Below are 19,693 nucleotides of genomic sequence, written 5' to 3' on the forward strand. Positions count from 1 at the left end.
CACCATGACCATCGTTCAGTTGAGCAAGACGACCACCCTCACCGCCAAGGCCGACGAGGTCTGGTCGTTCGTCAGCGACTTCGGCGGCTACGCCTCCTGGCAGCCGCACATCGACGCCGTGGAGATGCAGGCCGACGGTAGCCGCAAGGTCGACTTCTCCCGCGGCGACTCGGTCTTCGACCGCATCGCGGCCCAGGACGACGCCGCCCGATCGCTCACCTACGAGTTGGTGCCGGGCCAGCCCGGACCGATGCAGCACCTCGCCGCCACCTTCACCGTGCGCGAAGCAGGCGACGGCTCCGAGGTGGAATACGCCATCGAGGCCGACGTGCCCGAGGAGATGCAGGACGGTGCCCGCGTCGGTATCGGAGCGGACATCGACGGCGCACTCGACGGCCTGAACAGCAAATTCGGTGGCTGACGACGCCCCCGTCGCACTGGTGACCGGAGGAGCGGGGTTCATCGGGTCGGCTGTCGTCGACCAGCTCCGCGCCTCCGGCCACCACGTGGTGGCGCTCGACTTGCACGGTGATCCGGCGGTCGACCTGTCCGACGAACACGCCGTGCGCGCCGCCGCGCGGGCAGTGCTCGCCGAACACGGCCGCGTCGACGTCCTCGTCCACGCCGGGGTCTCGTTCCAGCGGGCGACCCTCGCCGATCTGGACGCCACGGTGCTGCGCAACGTCATGGCCGTCAACGTCGAAGCTCCGCTGTGGCTGGTCCAGGAACTCGAACCGGGCATGACCGAGCGAGGATTCGGACGCGTGGTGTTGCTCGTGTCCGACACCTTCTTCAACCCACCGCCGGTGTCGGACATGCTGCCGTACATCACCAGCAAGGGAGCGCTCATCGGTGCGTCACGCTCGCTGGCACGCTCGCTCGGCGCGTCGGGCATCACGGTGAACTGCGTGGCACCGGGCCTGACGCCACCGCCGGTCGGCGGCATGGAGCAGCACGTCAAGGACGACGTACTGCGCCGGCAGGCACTTCCGCGTCCACTGGTTCCCGACGACGTGGCCAACGTCGTCGCGTTCCTGGTGCGGCCGGAGAGTCAGGCCATCACCGGTCAGACGCTCTGTCCCGACGGCGGGTTGGTGCTGCTGTGACGTCGAATGTTGCAGTGCGAACCGGTAAACGAATGTCGGCCGCCGACGCCGTCGCCGACATTCCTCACGGCGCGAGCATCGGCGTCGGGGGATTCGGCACCGCCGGAGTGCCGTGGGCGCTGGTGCGGGCACTGCGTGCCCAGGGTGCCTCCGGCCTGACCGTCGTGGCGAACAACTGTGGAGTCAACGGAGCCGGCCTGGCTCTGCTGCTGCACGACCGCCGCATCGACCGCGTGATCGCGTCGTACATCGGAGCGAACGAAGAATTCGCGCGGCAGTACATGAGCGGCGAGATCGAGGTGGAGCTGACACCGCAGGGCACGTTGGCCGAGCGGCTTCGGGCCGGCGGGGCGGGCATCGCCGCCTTCTTCACCCCCACCGGGGTCGGCACCCTCGTCTCCGACGGCGGCATGCCGCATCGGTACGACCCGGCCGGGAACGTGGTGAAAGCGTCCGCTGCCAAAGAGATTCGACGCTTCGGACTCGGCGGCCGCGAGCGTGAGTACGTGCTCGAAGAGGGCATCGTGACCGACTACGCGCTCGTACGCGCCGCGGTGGCAGACACGGCCGGCAACGCGATATTCCGGGCCTCGGCGCAGAACTTCAACCCGGACGTGGCGATGGCAGGCCGCATCACCGTCGTCGAGGCCGAGCGCATCGTCGAACCCGGCGCACTCGATCCCGACTCCGTTCAGCTCTCCGGCGTGTTCGTCCAGCGTGTGGTCGAAGTACCGGACGAGGTGGTCGCATGACCGGCCTCGGCTGGAACCGGGACGAGATGGCGCGACGAGCCGCGCAGGAACTGCGTCCCGGGCAGAGCGTCAACCTCGGGATCGGTCTGCCCACCCGCGTGGCCAACCATCTGCCGTCCTCGCTCGGAGTGACCGTGCACAGCGAGAACGGCGTCCTGGCCGTCGGCCCGACACCGCTGCCGGAATGCCTGGACACCGACCTGATCAATGCCGGAACCGAACCGATCACGGTGCTACCCGGCGCATCGTTCGTGTCCTCGTCCACGTCGTTCGCCATGATCCGCGGCGGACACATCGACGTGACGGTTCTCGGCGCGATGGAGGTCTCGTCGACCGGCGACCTGGCCAACTGGATGATGCCCGGCCACATGGTGCGGGGGATGGGCGGGGCGATGGATCTCGTTGCCGGTGCGGGCCGCGTCATCGTCGTCATGGAACACGCGGGCAAGGACGGCACACCCAAACTGGTGCAGCAGTGCACGTTCCCGCTGACCGGACGCGCGGTGGTGGACCGCATCGTCACCAATCTCGGCGTTCTGGACGTCACGCTACGGGGTTTCGCATTGCGTGAAGTGGCGCCAGGGGTGACGATCCCCGACGTGCGCCGGCTGACGGGGGCGTCCGTGATGACGTGACGAGCCCGGCCACGGGGGCGTTGAACGGTGACGTGACAGGGCCGACCAGTAAGCTCACCTCCCATGGAGGCTTTGTGAACGAGCGCGAGAATCGAGACGCCGGCCATGTGCGCGCAGTGTCCCGGGCCACCCGCATCGTCACGGCTCTGGCCGAGCATCCGTACCCGCTGGGCATCGTAGAACTCGCCCAGTTCGTTCGACTGTCACCGGCCAGTGTGCACCGCATCCTCGGCACTCTCGTCAGTGTCGGTTGGGTGGAACAGAATTCGCGCACCGCGAAGTACCGACTCGGAATGCACGCCATCGGAATCGGCAGCGTCGGAATGGTCACCAATCCGGTTCTGCACGACGCGCGGATGTATCTCTCGCGGCTGGCGGAATGGTCCGGCCACGATGCCGTTCTGAGCACCCTCGTCGGGGTCAAGGCCGTTCAGCTCTCGCGCGTGGCGGGAGCACACACCGAGTTCATCGAGTTCGAACCCGGGCATCCGCAGCCCGCGTACGCCATGGCCGACGGCAAACTTCTGCTGTCGTACATGCCGTACGAGCAGCGTCGCAATCTGTACGAGAACGACGGACTGCGGCGGTTCACGCCCAACACGATCACCGACCCGGATGCCATGGAGGCGGAGTTCTCGCGCATCCAGGAGCAGGGCTACGCCGTCGACAACTTCGAGCGGTTCGACACCGGGCGCGGAATCGCGGCCCCGGTCCTCGACGCCGATCGGCGTCCCATCGCCGCGATGCTGTGCCTGGGCAAGATCGAACCCGATCGTGATGCGGAAATCATTCAGCAGTTGCTCTCGTTGGCACGGGAGATGTCGGAACGGCTGCGCGCCGCGGGAGATCTGCCTGCGTCCGCTCTCGATATCGCAATGCCCGAGACCGACTCGGGTCACTGATTTCCCCGAAACCTTTCTGACGCAATGGCGTCCGCTGCACTCCGTCCTTCCCGAGGGTTGACGGCAGTGTTCGACGTCACGTAAAGTCGGTTGAAATAAGATTCCATTAGACGGAATCGCAATCCGAATGGACTGTCTCATGGCGACGTCGACCACCGAAACACCCGCCGCAGCGGATGCGGGACTGCTCTTCCGAAAAGTATTGGGCCACTTGCCTACCGGCGTTGTCGTCATAGCGTCGGAGGGAGCGTCCGGTCGAACCGGGATCGCGGTGAACTCGTTCACCGCCGTCTCCCTTGACCCCGCGCTGGTGTCGATCTGCGTGGCCCGCACCTCGACCACCTGGCCGGCCATCAGAGCGGCAGGCCGGTTCTGCATCAGCATTCTGGCCGACCATCACGAGCAGGCATCACGCCAGTTCTCGGCGCGCAACACCGATCGTTTCGCAGGCACGTCCTGGCACGACCAGTCGGCGGGCCCGGCCCTGGACGACGCGGTGGCCTGGCTCAACTGCGAGATGTACGCCGAATACGCGGCAGGCGATCACACGATCGTCGTGGCCCGCGTACACAGTCTCAGCGCGGCCGAGGACGGCAGCGCTCTGGTCTTCTTCCGCGGCCGGTACGGACGTTTCGTACCCAACCCCCAACCCCCAACGAAAGGTGCAACACCATGAAGCTTCTCTTCTTCGATGATTTCAAACTCGGAGCCCTCTACGGCGGCAACGTGATCGACCTCAGTGGCGAAGTCAAGGACATCCCGGCGGCGCATCCGCAGGACGTCATCCGCGGCGTCATCGAGGGCTGGGCCACCTACCGCGAACGCCTCGAAGCCGCAGTGGCCGCAGGTGACGGAATTCCGTTGAGCGCAGTGCGTATTCGTCCGCCGATCCCTCGGCCGTCGAACATCGACTGCATGGCGCGCAACTACATGGAGAACGGCACCCTGCCCGAGCGGCCGCCGATCAACGGATTCGCGAAGTCTCCCAATTCGATCATCGGCCACGGCGACACCATGGTGTTGCCCGACGTCGCAGCGACGATCTTCGAGGGCGAGGCGGAGCTGGCCATCATCATCGGCAAGCGCGCGCACAACGTCTCGGCAGCCGATGCGTACGACCACATCTTCGGCTACACCAACCTGATCGACGGTTCTGCACGCGGAATTCCGCCGCGGGAGAACGCTTTCTACCAGATGAAGTCCCGGGAGACCTTCTGCCCGATCGGCCCTTACCTGGTGACCGCCGACGAGGTGCCGAACCCTCAGAACATGCCGGTCACGCTGTGGAACAACGAAGAGATCAAGCAGGAGTTCGACACAGACGACATGGCGTACAGCATCGCCGAGTCCGTCGAGTTCGTCTCGCACATGCATGCTCTCGAGCCCGGCGACATCATCGCCACCGGCACCAATCATCGTGGACTGCATGCCTTTCAGGACGGCGACCGCATCGACTTGCAAGTGGGCGACCTCGGCCGGCTCAGCGTCAACATCAGTGACGAGCTGCACCGCACCTGGGGACGTCAGACCCGCCACGAATGGACCGAAGCGGGAAACAAGGGTCGGACTCCGCCTCAGCTGAGCGGACGCTACGCCCCCACAGCCGAATGACCGCCCGATGAAAGTGCTTCGCGTGCACGAGACCCTCGGCGATTCCGAGACGTACGGAGGAATCGACGCCGGAGATGCCTTCCTGCCGCACCGCGACTCACGCGTCAAAGGTCCGGCCAATGTCGTTCCGGCAACGGCTTTCTGGCTCACCCGAGCTCGGATGGTCGACGTCCCCGCCCCCACCTCGCTCGGGTCACACGCCGTTGTGGTGCTCTCGGGCGAGGTGCGGGTGGATGTACGCGACCGCAGCCCGGCTGTGCTGACCGCCGGAGACCTGGTGTTCGCGAACGTCGCCAGTCCCGAGACCATGACGATGACCTGGGACGGCTTCGCGTGGTTGCTCTACCTCGCGCTGGACGACTGGCTGCCCGAAGCAGGCGACAACGAAGCCCGACCCGACCCGACCGTCCGGCAGGGACGGCCGTCGCTGACGTGGATCTACGACGACGGCGGAACCTCTCGGACCGAGCCGCTGCGCTGGCCGAGTGATCTGGCTCCGGTACCGCCGGTCGAGCAGTGGCCGCGTTCGCTCGGAGCATTCGTCACCCGCCGCGATTACGGCGAGGACGGGTACGTTCCGGGCGTCTGGCACAACGGGCCCAGGCCGCAGCTGGGCGTCACACTCAACGGCAGGGCCGAGAACGAGACCGGGGACGGAACGGTGACCTCGCCGGTGGCAGGCGACATCGCCTACATCGACGACGTGACCGGAGCAGGCCACGTCACGCGCGGTCTCGGTGATCGGTGGATGCTGTTCGTTACAGTCGATCCGGAACACCTGCGTTTCGTACCGGAGAAGTAAGTCCCTCGCCGAGGAGGCCCGACGTGTCGATCGCTGCGTCACCCGTGGAGTTCTCCACCGTCGGGCTTCCCTCCGTCGAGCGAATACAACGGTGGGAGGGGCACAACTCCGAGGTGCTCATCGGGCTGAGATGCCGCAGCCTGGAAGGCGGGTCCCTCGAGGCCACCGAAACCAACGTCCAGGTCGGATCGGTCGGGCTGGCCCGTGTTGTCGGAACCTCCCATGTCGTCGAGCGAGATGCCGAGCTGATTCGGCGCCGGCCGTCGGACTCGGTGGTCCTGTACTTCAGCCTGGTCGGCGATGCGTTCTTCTACTCCGAGGACGGTGTGCGCACCGTGGGCCCAGGCCAGGTTCTGCTGTGCGACGCCGACAGGGCCTTCATGCGCGGGTTCTCGCACGGCCTCGAAGAACTAGTCGTCAAGATCCCGCGCGGGGTCTACTCCGACGTCACCGGAGAGGACTCACTCGCGGCCCCGAAAGTCTTCGACTTCTCGGCGAACGGCAACGTGCACGCTGCCGCCCTGGCCGCTCGAGTGAGCCGCGCGATGCGCGCCGACGGGCCGGCGGCGCCCGACGAGCGGACGATCCTCGAACTGGTCTCCGTCCTGACCGGTGGAACGCGCAGTGACATCGGGCAGGCGCATCGCGCGGCTGCTCATTCCTACATCGAGCGCCGTCTGACCGACGCGTCGTTGTCTGCCACCGACGTCTCCGACGCCATCGGAATCAGCGCCCGGCACCTGTCCCGAGTCTTCGCAGCCGACGGCACCAGCGTGCCCAAATACATCCTCGAGCGGCGACTCTCTCGTGCACACACGGTGCTCACCTCGCCGTCGGGACGCTCGACGTCGATTGCCGAGATCGCCGCCTCCTGCGGATTCTCCTCTGCCGCTTACTTTTCCAGTGCCTTCTCGGCACGGTTCGGAGCCCGAGCATCGGACGTTCGACGCGACGCCGTGGTGCTGCGGTCGGTGCACTAGTTGCGCAATTGCGCCACCGTTGCCGATTTGCGCCGACATGACCGGGATCGATGGCCACCCACGGTGTGATGCAGGACACTGGTTTGCAAGACCCGAGATCAACGTCGGGCGCAACGAAGGGTGTGTTCCATGCCGGTGTTCGACGACGGCCAGAAGGCCACAGAGCTACCCGATTCCTCGGTGGTCGAGACCGACGTTCTCATCGTCGGCTCGGGGCCTGCCGGTGGATCCGCAGCATTGCTGCTGTCCACGCTCGGAATCCCGAACATCATGATCACCAAGTACCGCTGGACGGCCAACACTCCCCGCGCTCACATCACCAACCAGCGCACCATGGAGGTCTTCCGCGACGTCGGTATCGCAGATCAGGTACTGGCCGACGCCACCGAGCACGGGCTCGTCGGCGACACCGTGTTCTGCACCTCGATCGCGGGCGAGGAGATCGGACGCATCCGCACGTGGGGTACCGGGGCCGACCGAGAAGCGGACTACCAGCTCGCCTCGCCGTGCCTGACCGTCGACATTCCGCAGACGTACCTCGAGCCGATCCTGGTGAAGAACGCGACGATGCGGGGAACGCAGGCCCAGTTCTCCACCGAGTACCTCTCGCACGTGCAGGACGCCGACGGGGTCAGTGTGTCGGTGGTCGATCGACTCACCGGACACCGCTACACGATCCGTGCCAAGTATCTGATCGGCGCGGACGGAGCGCGTTCCAAGGTGGCCGCGGACATCGACCTTCCGCTCGAGGGCGCGATGGACATCGCCGGGTCGATGAACATCACCTTCAAGGCCGACATCGCCGAGTACGTCGGACACCGACCGTCGGTGCTGTACTGGGTGATTCAGCCCGGGTCGAACGTCGGTGGTATCGGTGCCGGGCTGGTTCGGATGGTCCGGCCGTGGAACGAGTGGCTCGTGGTCTGGGGATTCGACATCGCGCAGCCACCGCCGGTGGTGAACGAGGCAGCCGCCGTCGAGATCGTGCGGAGCCTGCTGGGCATGCCGGAACTCGACGTCGAGATCACCGGAACATCGTTGTGGGGCAACAACGAAATGTACGCCACGCACCTGCAGAAGGGGCGGGTGTTCTGTGCGGGCGACGCCATCCACCGGCATCCGCCGAGCAACGGGCTCGGCTCGAACACCTCGATCCAGGACTCCTACAATCTCGCGTGGAAGATCGCCGCGGTACTGAAGGGCCAGGCGGGCGAAGCATTGCTCGATACCTACTCCGCCGAGCGCGCCCCAGTGGCCGAGCGAATCGTCAAGCGTGCCAATCGCTCCGGCCGTGAGTTCGCAGACCTGTTCCACGCCCTCGGGGTCACCGACGCCAAGACCGAGGAGGAGATGGTCGAACGCATCGAAGAGCGTAAGGCCAACACACCGGCGGGCGAGGCCAAGCGAGCCGCGCTGGTGAAGGCGATGGAGATCAAGAACTACGAGTTCAACGCCCACGGAGTCGAATTGGGCCAGTTCTACACCTCCTCGGCTGTCGTGCCCGACGGCGTTCTGCCCGAGCCGGTACGAGACCCGGACCTGTACTACCAGGTTTCCACCGTCCCCGGATCGCACCTTCCGCACGCCTGGGTGGGCGATCACATGCACAAGCACGCGATGATGGATCTCGCGCCCTACGACCGCTTCACGCTCATCACCGGAGTCGCCGGATCGGACTGGGAGTCGGCGGCGGACAAGATCGCACACGAGTTGGGTGTGCCCCTCGAAACCGTCGTCATCGGACCCGGACGCGACGTCACCGACCTGTACTTCGACTGGTCTCGGCTGCGCGAAGTGACCGAGAGCGGTGCGTTGCTGGTCCGCCCGGACAAGCACATCTGCTGGCGTGCAGACGAACTCGCGGCAGACCCCGAGGACGCCCTGCGGCAGGCATTGACCGCGGTCCTGTCGCGATGACCTACGACTTCGCCTACGAGGCGAACCCGATGCGGGTGCGGTTCGGTGCAGGCTCGCTGTCGGTTCTGGCGGACGAGCTCGATCACCTCGGCCTGCGCCGCGTCCTCGTTCTCTGCTCACCGAGCCAGAAGGGCACAGCCGAACGCATTGCCTCGATGCTCGGAGACCGATGCGTGGGTGTGCGCGCCGACGCCGTAATGCACGTGCCCGCGGAGGTGGCGAAAAGGTCGAGTGCAGAAGCGCTTTCCCTCGGGGCAGACGGCTGCATCACCGTCGGCGGCGGGTCCTCGATCGGCCTCGGAAAGGCCATCGCCCTCGTCCACGGGCTCCCGATCGTCGCCGTTCCCACCACGTACGCAGGCTCGGAGATGACCCCGGTGTGGGGGCTGACGACCGACGGGCGCAAGGAAACCGGTCGCGACATCAGGGTGCTGCCCCGCAGCGTCGTCTACGACCCCGAGCTGACGACGGGCCTGCCGGTCGACATCTCCGTCACCAGTGGAATCAACGCGGTGGCGCACGCCGTCGAGGCGTTGTATGCACCCGACATCAGCCCCATCGTCGCGCTGATGGCCGAGGACGGAGTGCGCGCACTCGCATCGGCGCTGCCGGCCATCGTGGCCGATCACCTCGATCCACAGGCGCGCAGCGACGCCCTCTACGGTGCCTGGTTGTGCGGCGCCACTCTCGGTGCCACGACGATGTCGTTGCACCACAAGCTGTGTCACTCGCTCGGGGGTACCTTGAACCTGCCGCACGCTCCGACCCACACCGTGGTGTTGCCGCACGTGTTGGCCTTCAATCAGTCGGCTGCACCCGGCGCAGTGACGGCGCTCTCGCGTGCGCTTCCCGGTTCCGGGGACCCGGCAACCCGGTTGTGGGATCTCTGTCGTGGACTCGGAGCGCCACGTTCGCTGGCCGAATTGGGTATGAAGGAGAAGGACATCGACCGAATCGCCGACGACGTGACGAGCAGATCGTACGGAAACCCGCGGCCCGTCACCCGCGAGGCCGCCGCAGCCATTCTGCACGCAGCGTGGGCCGGCGACCCGCCGACCGACATCGGACAGTGAGAGAGACCATGACCGAGCAGACCATGACCGGACAAGCCCAGGACGCCGTCGAAGAGCGGTTGGTGGAGAACGTACTTCGATCGTTCGACGACTGCACCGACCCCCGGTTGAAGCAGGTGATGACCTCGCTGGTGCACCACCTGCACGGATTCGTCCGCGACGTGCGACTGACCGAACAGGAGTGGAACACCGCCATCGGCTTCCTGACCGAGGTCGGGCACATCACCGACGACCGCCGTCAGGAATTCATTCTGCTCTCCGACGTCCTCGGGGCGTCGATGCAGACGATCAACGTGAACAACCCGGCCTACGAGGATGCGACCGAAGCAACCGTGTTCGGACCGTTCTTCGTCGACGACGCACCGCGGATCGAGAACGGTGGTGATGCATCGGGAGGTGCTGCCGGACAACCGTGCTGGGTCGAGGGAACCGTGCGCGACACCGCCGGCACGCCGATCCCCGGAGCGCGCCTGGAAATCTGGGAAGCCGACGAGGACGGGTTCTACGACGTTCAGTACGACGACGCGCGCGTCGGCGGTCGAGCGCATCTCTACAGCGACGACGAAGGAAACTATCGATTCTGGGCGTTGACGCCCACGCCGTATCCCATTCCGCACGACGGCCCCGTCGGCCGGATGTTGGCCGCGACCGGCCGCTCGCCGATGCGTGCGTCGCACCTGCACTTCATGGTCTCGGCACCGGGGATGCGGACGCTGGTGACGCACATCTTCGTCAGCGGCGACGAACTGTTGAGCAGCGACACCGTGTTCGGAGTCAAGGAGTCCCTGATCAAGGACTTCGTCGAGCAGCCGTCGGGAACACCGACGCCGGACGGTCGCGACGTCGGTGACAAGACCTGGGCCAGAGCGGATTTCGACATCGTGCTCGCTCCGGCCGAGATCTGAGACCGCCGGTCCGGACGGTCGGTCAGTGGTCGACCGACCGCCCGGCGGTGATCGAATCGACGAACGGGGTCAGCAGCAGCGCCAGATCGTCGGCCGCTGCAGCGATGTCCTCGGGCGGTTCGGGGATGTAGCTCAGGGCCAATCGGACGATGGCTTTGCTGATTACGTCGGCCTGTCGTGGGCTCGCGCCCACCCATCCGCGCTGGAAGGTCTCGGACAGACGCTCACCCGCCCGCTCGATGAGCACCTCGCTGTCGGTGGTGATCAGGCGCAGAAGATCTTCCGGTGCGTCGCCGCTGTGCAGCGACCGGACGAGCGGATCCAGGCCGCTCAGCTCGAAGAACGACGAGAAGCCCTGCCGCAGAGCGGCCGACGCGTCGTTCTCGTGCTGATACAGAGCCGTCTCGCACATGGCCACGAAGAGGTCCGTCAATCTGATGGCGTACCCCTGCGCGACGCCACGCCGCGAACCGAACTCGTTGTACAGGCTCTGCCTGCTCAGCCCTGCAGCCTTGGCGATGTGGCTCATCGTGACGTTGCGCCAGTTGCGCTCGTTCAGCAGCTCTCGCAAGGCGTCGAGCGCGGTATCGCGCGCGAGAGTGGATGCGGCTTCACGGTATCGACCGGGGGTCGACGTCTGTTCGGCTGCGGGCATGAACACGACTCTATCGAACGACCGCATGGGGCCGATCCAGCCAATCTTCTCCGAGGAGTTCCCGATCGATGGGGTCTGCGCTCGCGATGAGGGATCTGATCTGTCGGATGTCCTTGGGGAAGCCGACGCCGATGGCCCCGACGAGCGTGTCGCCGCGCAGCGCACAGGCGGTGAAGCGGCGTTCCTCGATGGAGCCGCGAACCACGACGTACTCGTCCTCGGCACCGGTCCAACCCGCGAACTGCAGGTTGAGCCCGTGCTGAGTCGACCAGCCCCACGGCACGTCGAGCCTGCCGACATCGAGACCGAGTATGGACCGTGCTGCCCGGGTCGCCTGATCGACGGCACCGTTCCAGTGCTCACTCCGATAGGTGCCGCCGAGAATCGTGTTGGGGACCTCTGCCACGTCGCCCGCCGCGTAGACGTTCGGCCTCGATGTGCGCATCGACGCGTCGACCAGGATTCCCGACGCGGTCTCGAGGCCCATGTCCGCCCCGAGCTCGACGTTGGGCACCGAACCGGCGGACACCAGGACGGTGCCGGCCGACCACGAGCGTCCGTCTCGAGCGGTGGCACGGAGGGTGCCGTCGTCCTGCTCGTCGAGACTCGTCACGGTGACGTCGGTGTGCATCGTTATCCCTCTGTCCGCGTGCAGGTCTCGGTACATCTGTGAAATCTTTGGCGGCGCGATCCGGCTCAGCGGAGCCGATGCCGCTTCGAGCACCGTCACCTCGGCACCGAGCGACCGGGCTGCTGCCGCCGCCTCGCACCCGATCAATCCGCCGCCGATCACCAACAGCGATCCGGTGCGGAGGATGTCGGCATGCAGTGGTGCGACATCGGTGGCGCTGCGAAGCGTGAACACGTGACCCGGGAAATCGAGTTGCCGAGCCCGAGAACCCGTTGCCAACAGCACGGCGTCGTACGGGATCGGATCGCCCTGATCGAGCTCGACGGCCGAGTCGGTGACGGCGACGGCGGTGACGCCCGTGCGGACGTCCACGCCCTCGATGGCTGCACCCAACCGGACCTGATCGACCGACTTCGTGCCCATCAGCAGCTCCTTGGACACCGCCGGACGACGGTAGGTGGACTCCTGCTCGCTCCCGATCAGCGTGATGGAACCCGTGAAGCCCTCGGCCCGTAGCACTTTGGCGGCGGTGTACCCGGTGGCACCGGTACCGACGATCACGACCTCGGCGGGTTGCCCAGTAGTCACCCGCGCTCTACCTCGACCATCTCGAAATCGGCCTTGGCCGCGCCGCAGTCGGGGCACGACCAGTCGTCGGGAATGTCGTCCCAGCGCGTGCCCGGCTCGATGCCGTCCTCGGGCCAGCCCAGTTCCTCGTCGTACTCGAATCCACACTGAACGCAGCGATAGAGCTTCATGCCTTACTCCTGAAGTCGATTTTCTCGCGGACACCGCAGTCGGGGCACGGCCAGTCGTCGGGTACGTCCGACCACGGTGTTCCTGCCGGAAAGCCCTCTCGCGGTGCGCCGTTGGTCTCGTCGTAGACGAACTCGCACACCGGGCACTCGAAGGCGGCCATCACTTCGCTCCGTGCGCGGCGAGGATCTTCTCCCGCTTGGACGGCTGGATGTTGACCTTCGTGATGTCACCGTCGTAGTGGTCGAGTACGCGGTGGTCCATCACCTTGCGCCACACCGGTGGGAAGTAGGCCAGCGAGATCATGCTCGCGTAGCCACTCGGCAGATTGGGTGCCCCGTCCATGCTGCGCAGAGTCTGGTAGCGGCGGGTGGGATTGGCGTGGTGGTCGCTGTGGCGCTGAAGGTGGTACAGAAAGATGTTGGTCACGATGTGATCGGAGTTCCAGCTGTGCTCGGGAGTGCATCGCTCGTAGCGGCCGTTCTCCTTCTTCTGACGCTGCAGGCCGTAGTGCTCGAGGTAGTTGACCGTCTCCAGCAGTGAGAATCCGTAGATGGCCTGAATGATCAAGAACGGCAATACGATCGGACCGAACACCGCGATCAGGACCCCGTACAGAACCACCGACATCAGCCATGCGTTGAGCACGTCGTTCTGAATGCTCCACGTGCTCTTGCCCAGTCGCTCCATGCGCGTCTTCTCCAGCTCCCAGGACGACTTCAGGCTGCCCCACACGCTGCGTGGCAGGAAGGCCCAGAAGCTCTCGCCGAACTTCGAGCTCGCCGGATCCTCGGGAGTGGCGACGCGAACGTGGTGGCCGCGATTGTGCTCGATGTAGAAGTGGCCGTAGAACGTCTGTGCCAGAGTGATTTTCGACAACCAACGCTCGAGGCTGTCCTTCTTGTGGCCGAGCTCGTGCGCGGTGTTGATACCGACGCCGCCCATCACGCCGATACTGATGGCCAGGCCGATCTTCGAGATGAGGCCGAGCCCGCCGTCGATGCCGAGCCACGACAGGTTGTTCGCCGACCACAGGTAGCAGGCGAACACCAGACTGGCGAGCTGGAACGGAATGTAGGCGTAGGTGCAGTAGCGGTAGTACTTGTCCTCCTCCAGCGCCTTCATCACCTCGTCGGGTGGGTTGTCACCGTCGGGACCGAAGAAGCGATCGAGGATCGGAAGCAGGCCGTAGACCAGCAGCGCGCCGATCCACCACCAGACCGGCGACACGGCGGTCCAGCCGAGCTGGTTGAAGGCCCACACCAGGCCGGTGGCCAGGAAGACCGCTGTGGGCGGGATCAAACCCATCAGCCAGAGGTATCGCTTTCGGTCGTGCCATTCGGCGACCGGCGCCTGCGCCTGATCGTCGACATTCGATGCGGTCATCGTCACTCCTCGTGTAAGGCCGATCACTGTGGATTGGACAATACACGGAATTTGTCAGGATGTTGTACAAAATCAGAAATTTGTACAAACAATGCTTGAGGCTGTGGCAGCGCCCACAGCGCCACCGTTTGGACAGATCCAGCTGCTATCTTCCGATTCGTTGTGGCCGGTCACAAACGGTCGCAACGCTCGTAGGTCCGTCTGTATCCCGTCGGGGGTACTTCACAACAGGAGTAGTTATGGACGCATTCATCGCCAAGATCATCGTCGACGTCATCCTCGGGCTCATCGGCAGCGGAAGCGCCGAGAGCGGCAGCACCGCAGTGAGCGCATTCCTGGGTTCCTGACGTTCGAGGGCTGCGCCGGTGCGACGCCGGCGCAGCCTGCTCCGACAGAGTCGTGTCGCGCTGCGACGGCACCGTTTGTACTCTTGGCCGGAGCGAAAGGGGCCCGCACCACGCCATGGGCTACGACAGCGACAACCTGGACGGTGACGGCCCTCGCGGTCGCAGTAGGCATCGACGAGCCAGGGAGAAGAACTCCGGTCGACGCATCCTGCTCGGTTTCGGTGTTTTCGTCGTCGTTGCGCTCGGACTCGGTGCCTGGCTCGCGTACACCGCCGATGCCGCATACACCTACCTCGATCAGGCCCGCGAGCATGCCCAGGCAGCAAAAACTGCACTGCTGACCGGGGATACGCAGAAGGCCGACACCTCCGTGTCCGACGCGGTGCGCACCTCGGCCCAGGCGAAGGAGGCCACCGATTCGCTGATCTGGACGGCGGCCGCCGCAATTCCGTACGTGGGCCAACCGCTGGACGTCGTCTCGCAGATCACCGACGTCGTCAACGGGCTGAGCGTGGATGTGCTGACACCCTCGGTGGAGGTGGGCACCACCCTCGATCCGAGTCGGCTGCGTGGGCCCGACGGTTCCATCGACATCGCCGCCCTGCGCGACGCCTCGCCTGCGCTGTCTCGGGCGGCGGCTGCAGCGGAGGTACTCGATGCCCAGGCCGAGGCAATCGAGGAACCGACATTCGTCGATCGGGTCGGTGAGGCGCGAACTCGGTTGCAGGATCAGACGCACGAGCTGACGTCCCTGCTGACGAACACGAACATCGCGGCCGAGGTTCTTCCGGCGATGCTCGGTGCGGACGGCCCGCGCAATTACTTCCTGGCCTTCCAGACACTCTCGGAATCCCGCGGAACAGGCGGATTGATAGGCGGATTCGGCATCGTGCGCGCCGTGGACGGGAAGGTCGCGGTCGACTCGTTGGCCAGCAATGCCGAGCTTCGGATTCCGTACGACCCCATCGATCTCGGCCCCGACTTCTTCGACTTCTACGAGAGCCGCTTTCAGCCCACCCAGAACTGGCAGAACAGCAACGTCAGTCCGCACTTTCCGTACGCGGGTCGGATCTGGCAGTCGATGTGGGAGCAGGAAACAGGCGAGCGTCTCGACGGCGCGTTGGCCACCGACCCGGTTGCCCTCGGCTACATCCTCGACGCCGTCGGACCCATCACGATGGGCGACGGCGAAGTGATCGACGGATCCAACGTCGTCCGGATCACGCAGTCCGACGCCTACTTCCGCTTCCAGGACGACAACAGCGCGCGCAAGGCCTACCTGCAGGACATCGCCGCCCGGGTGGTCGCGAAGATGCAGGGCAACATCGGCTCTCCCAGTGCGCTGCTCGAAGCACTCGGCAAGGCCACCATCGAAGGTCACATCTCCGTGTGGAGTGCGGACCCGGCACTTCAAGCGATCCTCGGTCCGACCGAGATCGGCCACGAAGTTCCCGACAGCCCCGACCCGTACGCCGCGGTGGTGGTGAACAACGGTGCGGGCGGCAAGCTCGACTACTACCTGCAGCGCAAGGTCACCTACTCCGCGCAGTCCTGCGAGGGCCCGACGCGCACCACCCGCGTCGTCGCCGAGATCACCAACAACGCTCCGCTGCAGGACTACACCACTTACATCGCCGGCAGGCAGAACGACTCCACCCGATACGACGGACCGCCGGGAACCAACCGATCGGTGGTGGCTCTGTACGCAACTCGGGGCGCAACGTTGACCGATGCCACGATCAACGGAACTCCACTGTTTCTGCTGACCGCTGCCGAACGGGGCCATCCGGTGTTCTACGTGCCGGTCGTCATCGAGCCGGGACAGACCAAGACCATCGAGTACAACCTCGTCGAACCGACCGTCGCCGGCGAAGCGCAGGCGCCGGTTCAGCCGCAATCGGCGCCGGCACCGACCGAAGTGGACTTCCCGGACTGCTCGTGATCGCCGGTAGGGCAGAATCCCCGGCGTGCGAAGAACTCGACTGTGGATCGCCGGGGCACTCGGGGTGGCTCTGGTCGCCGCGCTCGTGGCAGGACCACTGAAGAAGCCGGCGCTGACGGTCCGCAACGCACACTGCTTCGGGTGGAGCGTCAACGACACCGGCCCACGATTGGTGACGCTGGGCGACTCGATGGCGCAAGGCAATTCACGCGTCGACTGGGGGATTCACGGCAACACGTCGTGGTATTCGTATCTCGTGTGCGGAGACGATTCTCGCGCAGCCGACGGTGGGAATCTGGGAATCAACGGCGCGACGACGACGCAGATCCTCGCCCGAACCGACGACGCACTGGCAGCGAACCCGGACATACTCGTCGTCAACGGAGGCACGAACGACCTGGCCCGGTCGGTTCCGCTACCCCGGATCATCGACAACCTACGCACGATCCTGGACCGCGCACGCGACGTCGACACCGTCGTGATCGCCACGGTGCCGTCGTCGCGCACGGTCAGCGCCGACGACCTGAACGACGACATTCGAGCACTGGCCGCCGAGCGCGGCATACCCGTCGCCGAATTTGCGCCGCTGCTCGACCGGCCCGGAGCCACCTTCGACGGGGTGCACCCCACCGCGAGTACGGCTGCAGCCATGGCGGCCGCGGTGGTTGCGGCAGTCGGTCGAGCGCTGCCGCGGACGTGAGCGTTCAAAAGCGTGAGCCGAACGCGGGATTCCGCCGATCAGAGTCGGTAGTGAACGCTGAGGTGCGGGCTACCTGTGGATAACCCCGAACTATCCACAGGTTTCGAAAACAGCACTGGCGCAGGCGTCGTCGATCGTTCACCGTATCGGCATGGGGGTACACACAGCGGTCGACCTGATGGCTCGGGGGATGAGCCGCAGCACCATCTCTCGCAGAACTGCGTCCGGGCAGCTGATTCGAGTGCTGCCCGGACTCTATGCGACGAACAAACCCGAGTACATCGACCTGTGCACAGCGGTAGCTCTGTGGAAGCCCGGCGCTGTGCTCAGTCATCTGACCGCTGCGTGGGTGTGGGGGTTGATCGACGAGGAGCCGACGCAGGTTACGGCGACAGTGCCGCCCTCGACCCGGCAGCACGCGCCGGAGTGGGTGAAGATCCATCGACGACGCGTCCCCGAGGCGGACCGGTGCCGAGGTCTTCCGGTGGTGACGTTGGCCCAGGTGTTCGTCGACGTCGCGGCTACCCTGACGGGTGAGGAGTTGGAGCGGTTCTTCGACACGGCAATCGCGCGGCCGGCTCTGCGACGTCGAATCGCGACCGAATGCGAACGATCTCGCGGGATGCACGGCATGAAGGCAGTACGGAGACAGTTGCGTCTGTGCTGCCTCGGTACCCGATCCGAGGCCGAGCGAGTGGTGGCTCGGGCACTGTCCGCTCGACAGTTCTTCATGGAGATCAATGCGCGGGTAGGTCCGTATTTCGGCGACCTCGTGGACTTCCGGGCACGGGTGATCGTCGAAATCGACGGACGCGAGTTCCATACGTCGAGCCGAGCGTTCGACGGCGATCGTCGACGCCAGAACCGGCTGGTACTTGAGGGGTGGCTGGTTCTGCGCTACTCCGCTGTACAGGCGTTGGGCGAAACGCGACGCGTGGTCGACGAGATCATCGAGGTGGTCCGGCGTCGTCGACGTTCGATCGATGCAGTCGGTCGAGCGCTGCCGCGGACGTGAGCGTTCAAAAGCGTGAGTCAAACGCGGGATTCCGCCGATCAGAGTCGATAATGAACGCTGAGGTGCGTGATCAGAGGCGGCCCTGTTGGACCGCGATGACGACGAGGGCAATCACAGCAATCGTGAGGATTGCTAAGAGCGCCAAATGAATTGGATCAGTGGAACCTGGCGGTCGAACCCCGTTCGAACCCCTTTTCTGGAGCATGTCACAGACTGTAGGTCACTTTCTCGGATTGTGCACAGTATGAGTGGTACAACCGAAAACCACTCCTCTGCGAGCTCGCACATATGTTCGATAGCGAGTAGGGTCGAGTGCGGCGGAGCTGGGAGGGAAGCCCGGCTCCGCCGCCCGATCGGTGCCCCGCAGGCAAGTTCTCGAGTTCGCAGACCGGGTGATTCGTCTGTGGTTGACTTGGCCCTCCAGGTCGGGATACCAGGAAAGCTCTGCAAGGTGAACGGTCTTCGTCAGTGGTGGTCGCTTCCCGTCGACTACGGGTGGAACGTTGCGTATGCGCGTTCGCAACGAGGCTTGGACATCACCAGGGTTCTCATCGGAATTCTGTGTTGGCTCTACGCCGGTGCCGCGGCGATCGCTCTGAGCATTCCGGGATTCGCCTACAGCAGCCTCGCACGTTTGCCCCTGTGGTTCACCGTTGTCACGACGGTCCCGGTGGGGTTGATCTGGTTGATCGGCGGCTGGCCGAGTTGGCGCGTGTCGATCGCGTTCGTGCTGTACGCCGACATCGTGCTCGCGGCTGTTCTGCTCACCACCGATGGACCGTCCGCGGTACTGCCCATTGCAGCCCTGTTCACGGTCATGGGCGCTTATGTCGCGGGGTTTCACGGTCCCAAGCTGTTTGCGTTCCATCACGGCTTCGCATTCGTCACCGCCGTCGCCCTCTACGTCTCGGCAATGGTGAACGACCCGGCGGAGCGTCTACAGACCAATCTCTACTTCGTCATGCTGATCCTGGTGATGTTCGCGGGACCGTTGATCGGGCATTCCTTCCTCATGCTGTTGCGCCGAGACGCCACCGGCGCGTTCTACGATCCGCTCACCGGCCTACGGAACCGTCGGGGATTCGATGCGGCGATCGGCAACCTGGAATCTCGATCCGGTGCGAACATGTCGCTGGTCGCCGTGGTCATCGACATCGACAACTTCAAAGCGGTCAACGACAGATACGGCCACGAGCATGGAGACGCGGTCATCCGGACGACAGCGAATCGCATCCTCGAGGTCTTCCCGGCACCGGCCGTCACGGTTCGACTGGGCGGCGAAGAATTCGCGGCCGTGTGTGTCGACGACCTCGATACGGTCGTCGAACAATCGGAGCGATTACGAGTTCGTCTGTGTGACAGCACCGACCGGGCACCGTTGACCGCGTCGTTGGGCATCGCCCATGCCGTGGTCGAGACGGGGGACGTCGAGTCCGCTGTCAACGAACTGCTGGGCCGCGCCGACGAGGCGATGTATCACGCGAAAAGGCTTGGCGGCGACCGCGTCTCCCTCTACGGAGGCGACTCGCCGTTGAGCCGTGACGTGGACGAATTGCAGTGACGACGCCGAGCCGAGGT

The 19,693-nt window shown here is 65.3% G+C and carries 21 protein-coding genes; 16 read left to right on the top strand and 5 right to left on the bottom strand.

Annotation, left to right across the window (positions count from 1 at the left end; genetic code table 11):
- The first annotated feature begins 4 nt into the window (after positions 1-4).
- From CH283_RS07070 to CH283_RS07125, 12 genes are all read left to right on the top strand, one after another.
- The gene (locus CH283_RS07070) at positions 5-421 is read left to right on the top strand and encodes an SRPBCC family protein (protein ID WP_094630222.1); all 417 of its coding nucleotides are present in this window, start codon (positions 5-7) and stop codon (positions 419-421) included.
- Entirely contained in the window at positions 414-1,106 is a 693-nt protein-coding gene (locus CH283_RS07075; RefSeq protein ID WP_094640741.1) for an SDR family NAD(P)-dependent oxidoreductase, read from the top strand. The genes CH283_RS07070 and CH283_RS07075 overlap by 8 nt, the downstream gene beginning before the upstream one ends.
- Before the next feature lie 32 nt (positions 1,107-1,138).
- Positions 1,139-1,858 carry a CoA transferase subunit A gene (locus CH283_RS07080; RefSeq protein WP_176460205.1) on the top strand — a complete coding sequence of 240 codons (720 nt, stop codon included), beginning with the start codon at positions 1,139-1,141 and terminating at the stop codon, positions 1,856-1,858.
- Positions 1,855-2,493 (top strand): 3-oxoacid CoA-transferase subunit B, encoded by a 639-nt coding sequence (locus CH283_RS07085; protein WP_094640743.1) that lies wholly within the window; start codon positions 1,855-1,857, stop codon positions 2,491-2,493. The genes CH283_RS07080 and CH283_RS07085 overlap by 4 nt, the downstream gene beginning before the upstream one ends.
- Positions 2,494-2,567: 74 nt before the next feature.
- Positions 2,568-3,395: an IclR family transcriptional regulator gene (locus tag CH283_RS07090; protein ID WP_068055115.1), complete on the top strand. Its 828-nt coding sequence runs from the start codon at positions 2,568-2,570 to the stop codon at positions 3,393-3,395.
- Between the two features lie 139 nt (positions 3,396-3,534).
- On the top strand, positions 3,535-4,071 hold the full coding sequence (locus tag CH283_RS07095; protein ID WP_217901096.1) for a flavin reductase family protein: 537 nt from the start codon (positions 3,535-3,537) through the stop codon (positions 4,069-4,071).
- Entirely contained in the window at positions 4,068-5,006 is a 939-nt protein-coding gene (locus CH283_RS07100; protein WP_094640745.1) for a fumarylacetoacetate hydrolase family protein, read from the top strand. The genes CH283_RS07095 and CH283_RS07100 overlap by 4 nt, the downstream gene beginning before the upstream one ends.
- 7 nt (positions 5,007-5,013) lie before the next feature.
- Positions 5,014-5,808: a hypothetical protein gene (locus CH283_RS07105; protein WP_094640746.1), complete on the top strand. Its 795-nt coding sequence runs from the start codon at positions 5,014-5,016 to the stop codon at positions 5,806-5,808.
- A gap of 23 nt (positions 5,809-5,831) precedes the next feature.
- Complete coding sequence (locus CH283_RS07110) at positions 5,832-6,788, top strand: helix-turn-helix domain-containing protein (protein ID WP_176460189.1); 957 nt, start codon at positions 5,832-5,834, stop codon at positions 6,786-6,788.
- A gap of 129 nt (positions 6,789-6,917) precedes the next feature.
- Positions 6,918-8,705: an FAD-dependent oxidoreductase gene (locus CH283_RS07115; RefSeq protein ID WP_094640748.1), complete on the top strand. Its 1,788-nt coding sequence runs from the start codon at positions 6,918-6,920 to the stop codon at positions 8,703-8,705.
- Positions 8,702-9,778, top strand: coding sequence for a maleylacetate reductase (locus CH283_RS07120; protein WP_094640749.1), 1,077 nt, complete (start codon positions 8,702-8,704; stop codon positions 9,776-9,778). The genes CH283_RS07115 and CH283_RS07120 overlap by 4 nt, the downstream gene beginning before the upstream one ends.
- Positions 9,779-9,786: 8 nt before the next feature.
- On the top strand, positions 9,787-10,683 hold the full coding sequence (locus CH283_RS07125) for a dioxygenase family protein (RefSeq protein WP_068055079.1): 897 nt from the start codon (positions 9,787-9,789) through the stop codon (positions 10,681-10,683).
- Positions 10,684-10,705: 22 nt separating this feature from the next.
- On the opposite strand, the gene CH283_RS07130 is transcribed toward CH283_RS07125, so the two are convergent.
- The 5 genes from CH283_RS07130 to CH283_RS07150 are packed head-to-tail and all read right to left on the bottom strand — an operon-like array spanning position 10,706 to position 14,111.
- On the bottom strand, positions 10,706-11,338 hold the full coding sequence (locus tag CH283_RS07130; RefSeq protein WP_094640865.1) for a TetR/AcrR family transcriptional regulator: 633 nt from the start codon (positions 11,336-11,338) through the stop codon (positions 10,706-10,708).
- Between the two features lie 10 nt (positions 11,339-11,348).
- Complete coding sequence (locus CH283_RS07135; protein WP_094640750.1) at positions 11,349-12,557, bottom strand: NAD(P)/FAD-dependent oxidoreductase; 1,209 nt, start codon at positions 12,555-12,557, stop codon at positions 11,349-11,351.
- The gene (locus tag CH283_RS07140) at positions 12,554-12,727 is read right to left on the bottom strand and encodes a rubredoxin (protein WP_027495558.1); all 174 of its coding nucleotides are present in this window, start codon (positions 12,725-12,727) and stop codon (positions 12,554-12,556) included. The genes CH283_RS07135 and CH283_RS07140 overlap by 4 nt, the downstream gene beginning before the upstream one ends.
- Positions 12,724-12,888, bottom strand: coding sequence for a rubredoxin (locus CH283_RS07145; RefSeq protein ID WP_068055073.1), 165 nt, complete (start codon positions 12,886-12,888; stop codon positions 12,724-12,726). Before CH283_RS07145 ends, CH283_RS07140 begins: the two co-directional genes overlap by 4 nt.
- A complete protein-coding gene (locus CH283_RS07150) occupies positions 12,888-14,111 on the bottom strand; it encodes an alkane 1-monooxygenase (RefSeq protein ID WP_094640751.1) in 1,224 nt (407 codons plus the stop codon). Before CH283_RS07150 ends, CH283_RS07145 begins: the two co-directional genes overlap by 1 nt.
- A 462-nt stretch (positions 14,112-14,573) precedes the next feature.
- Between CH283_RS07150 and CH283_RS07155 the strand changes: the two genes are divergently transcribed.
- The 4 genes from CH283_RS07155 (at position 14,574) to CH283_RS07170 (ending at position 19,676) form a co-directional block, all read left to right on the top strand.
- Entirely contained in the window at positions 14,574-16,400 is a 1,827-nt protein-coding gene (locus CH283_RS07155) for a DUF4012 domain-containing protein (RefSeq protein ID WP_255183126.1), read from the top strand.
- Between the two features lie 25 nt (positions 16,401-16,425).
- A complete protein-coding gene (locus CH283_RS07160; RefSeq protein WP_176460190.1) occupies positions 16,426-17,100 on the top strand; it encodes an SGNH/GDSL hydrolase family protein in 675 nt (224 codons plus the stop codon).
- Positions 17,101-17,251: 151 nt separating this feature from the next.
- A complete protein-coding gene (locus tag CH283_RS07165; RefSeq protein WP_094640753.1) occupies positions 17,252-18,115 on the top strand; it encodes a DUF559 domain-containing protein in 864 nt (287 codons plus the stop codon).
- A 451-nt stretch (positions 18,116-18,566) separates the two neighbouring features.
- Positions 18,567-19,676, top strand: coding sequence for a GGDEF domain-containing protein (locus tag CH283_RS07170; protein ID WP_176460191.1), 1,110 nt, complete (start codon positions 18,567-18,569; stop codon positions 19,674-19,676).
- Positions 19,677-19,693: the final 17 nt, after the last annotated feature.

The organism is Rhodococcus sp. 05-2254-2 (assembly GCF_002259095.1).
Taxonomy (GTDB): domain Bacteria; phylum Actinomycetota; class Actinomycetes; order Mycobacteriales; family Mycobacteriaceae; genus Rhodococcoides.

Excerpts from the sequence above, each read along its gene's own strand:
- CH283_RS07100 (WP_094640745.1), top strand. The coding sequence starts at position 4,068 with ATGAAGCTTCTCTTCTTCGATGATTTCAAACTCGGAGCCCTCTACGGC.
- CH283_RS07155 (WP_255183126.1), top strand. The coding sequence starts at position 14,574 with ATGGGCTACGACAGCGACAACCTGGACGGTGACGGCCCTCGCGGTCGC.
- CH283_RS07080 (WP_176460205.1), top strand. The coding sequence starts at position 1,139 with ATGTCGGCCGCCGACGCCGTCGCCGACATTCCTCACGGCGCGAGCATC.
- CH283_RS07165 (WP_094640753.1), top strand. The coding sequence starts at position 17,252 with ATGGGGGTACACACAGCGGTCGACCTGATGGCTCGGGGGATGAGCCGC.
- CH283_RS07130 (WP_094640865.1), bottom strand. The coding sequence starts at position 11,338 with ATGCCCGCAGCCGAACAGACGTCGACCCCCGGTCGATACCGTGAAGCC.
- CH283_RS07140 (WP_027495558.1), bottom strand. The coding sequence starts at position 12,727 with ATGAAGCTCTATCGCTGCGTTCAGTGTGGATTCGAGTACGACGAGGAA.
- CH283_RS07125 (WP_068055079.1), top strand. The coding sequence starts at position 9,787 with ATGACCGAGCAGACCATGACCGGACAAGCCCAGGACGCCGTCGAAGAG.
- CH283_RS07095 (WP_217901096.1), top strand. The coding sequence starts at position 3,535 with ATGGCGACGTCGACCACCGAAACACCCGCCGCAGCGGATGCGGGACTG.
- CH283_RS07115 (WP_094640748.1), top strand. The coding sequence starts at position 6,918 with ATGCCGGTGTTCGACGACGGCCAGAAGGCCACAGAGCTACCCGATTCC.
- CH283_RS07070 (WP_094630222.1), top strand. The coding sequence starts at position 5 with ATGACCATCGTTCAGTTGAGCAAGACGACCACCCTCACCGCCAAGGCC.
- CH283_RS07145 (WP_068055073.1), bottom strand. The coding sequence starts at position 12,888 with ATGGCCGCCTTCGAGTGCCCGGTGTGCGAGTTCGTCTACGACGAGACC.
- CH283_RS07105 (WP_094640746.1), top strand. The coding sequence starts at position 5,014 with ATGAAAGTGCTTCGCGTGCACGAGACCCTCGGCGATTCCGAGACGTAC.
- CH283_RS07150 (WP_094640751.1), bottom strand. The coding sequence starts at position 14,111 with ATGACCGCATCGAATGTCGACGATCAGGCGCAGGCGCCGGTCGCCGAA.
- CH283_RS07085 (WP_094640743.1), top strand. The coding sequence starts at position 1,855 with ATGACCGGCCTCGGCTGGAACCGGGACGAGATGGCGCGACGAGCCGCG.
- CH283_RS07120 (WP_094640749.1), top strand. The coding sequence starts at position 8,702 with ATGACCTACGACTTCGCCTACGAGGCGAACCCGATGCGGGTGCGGTTC.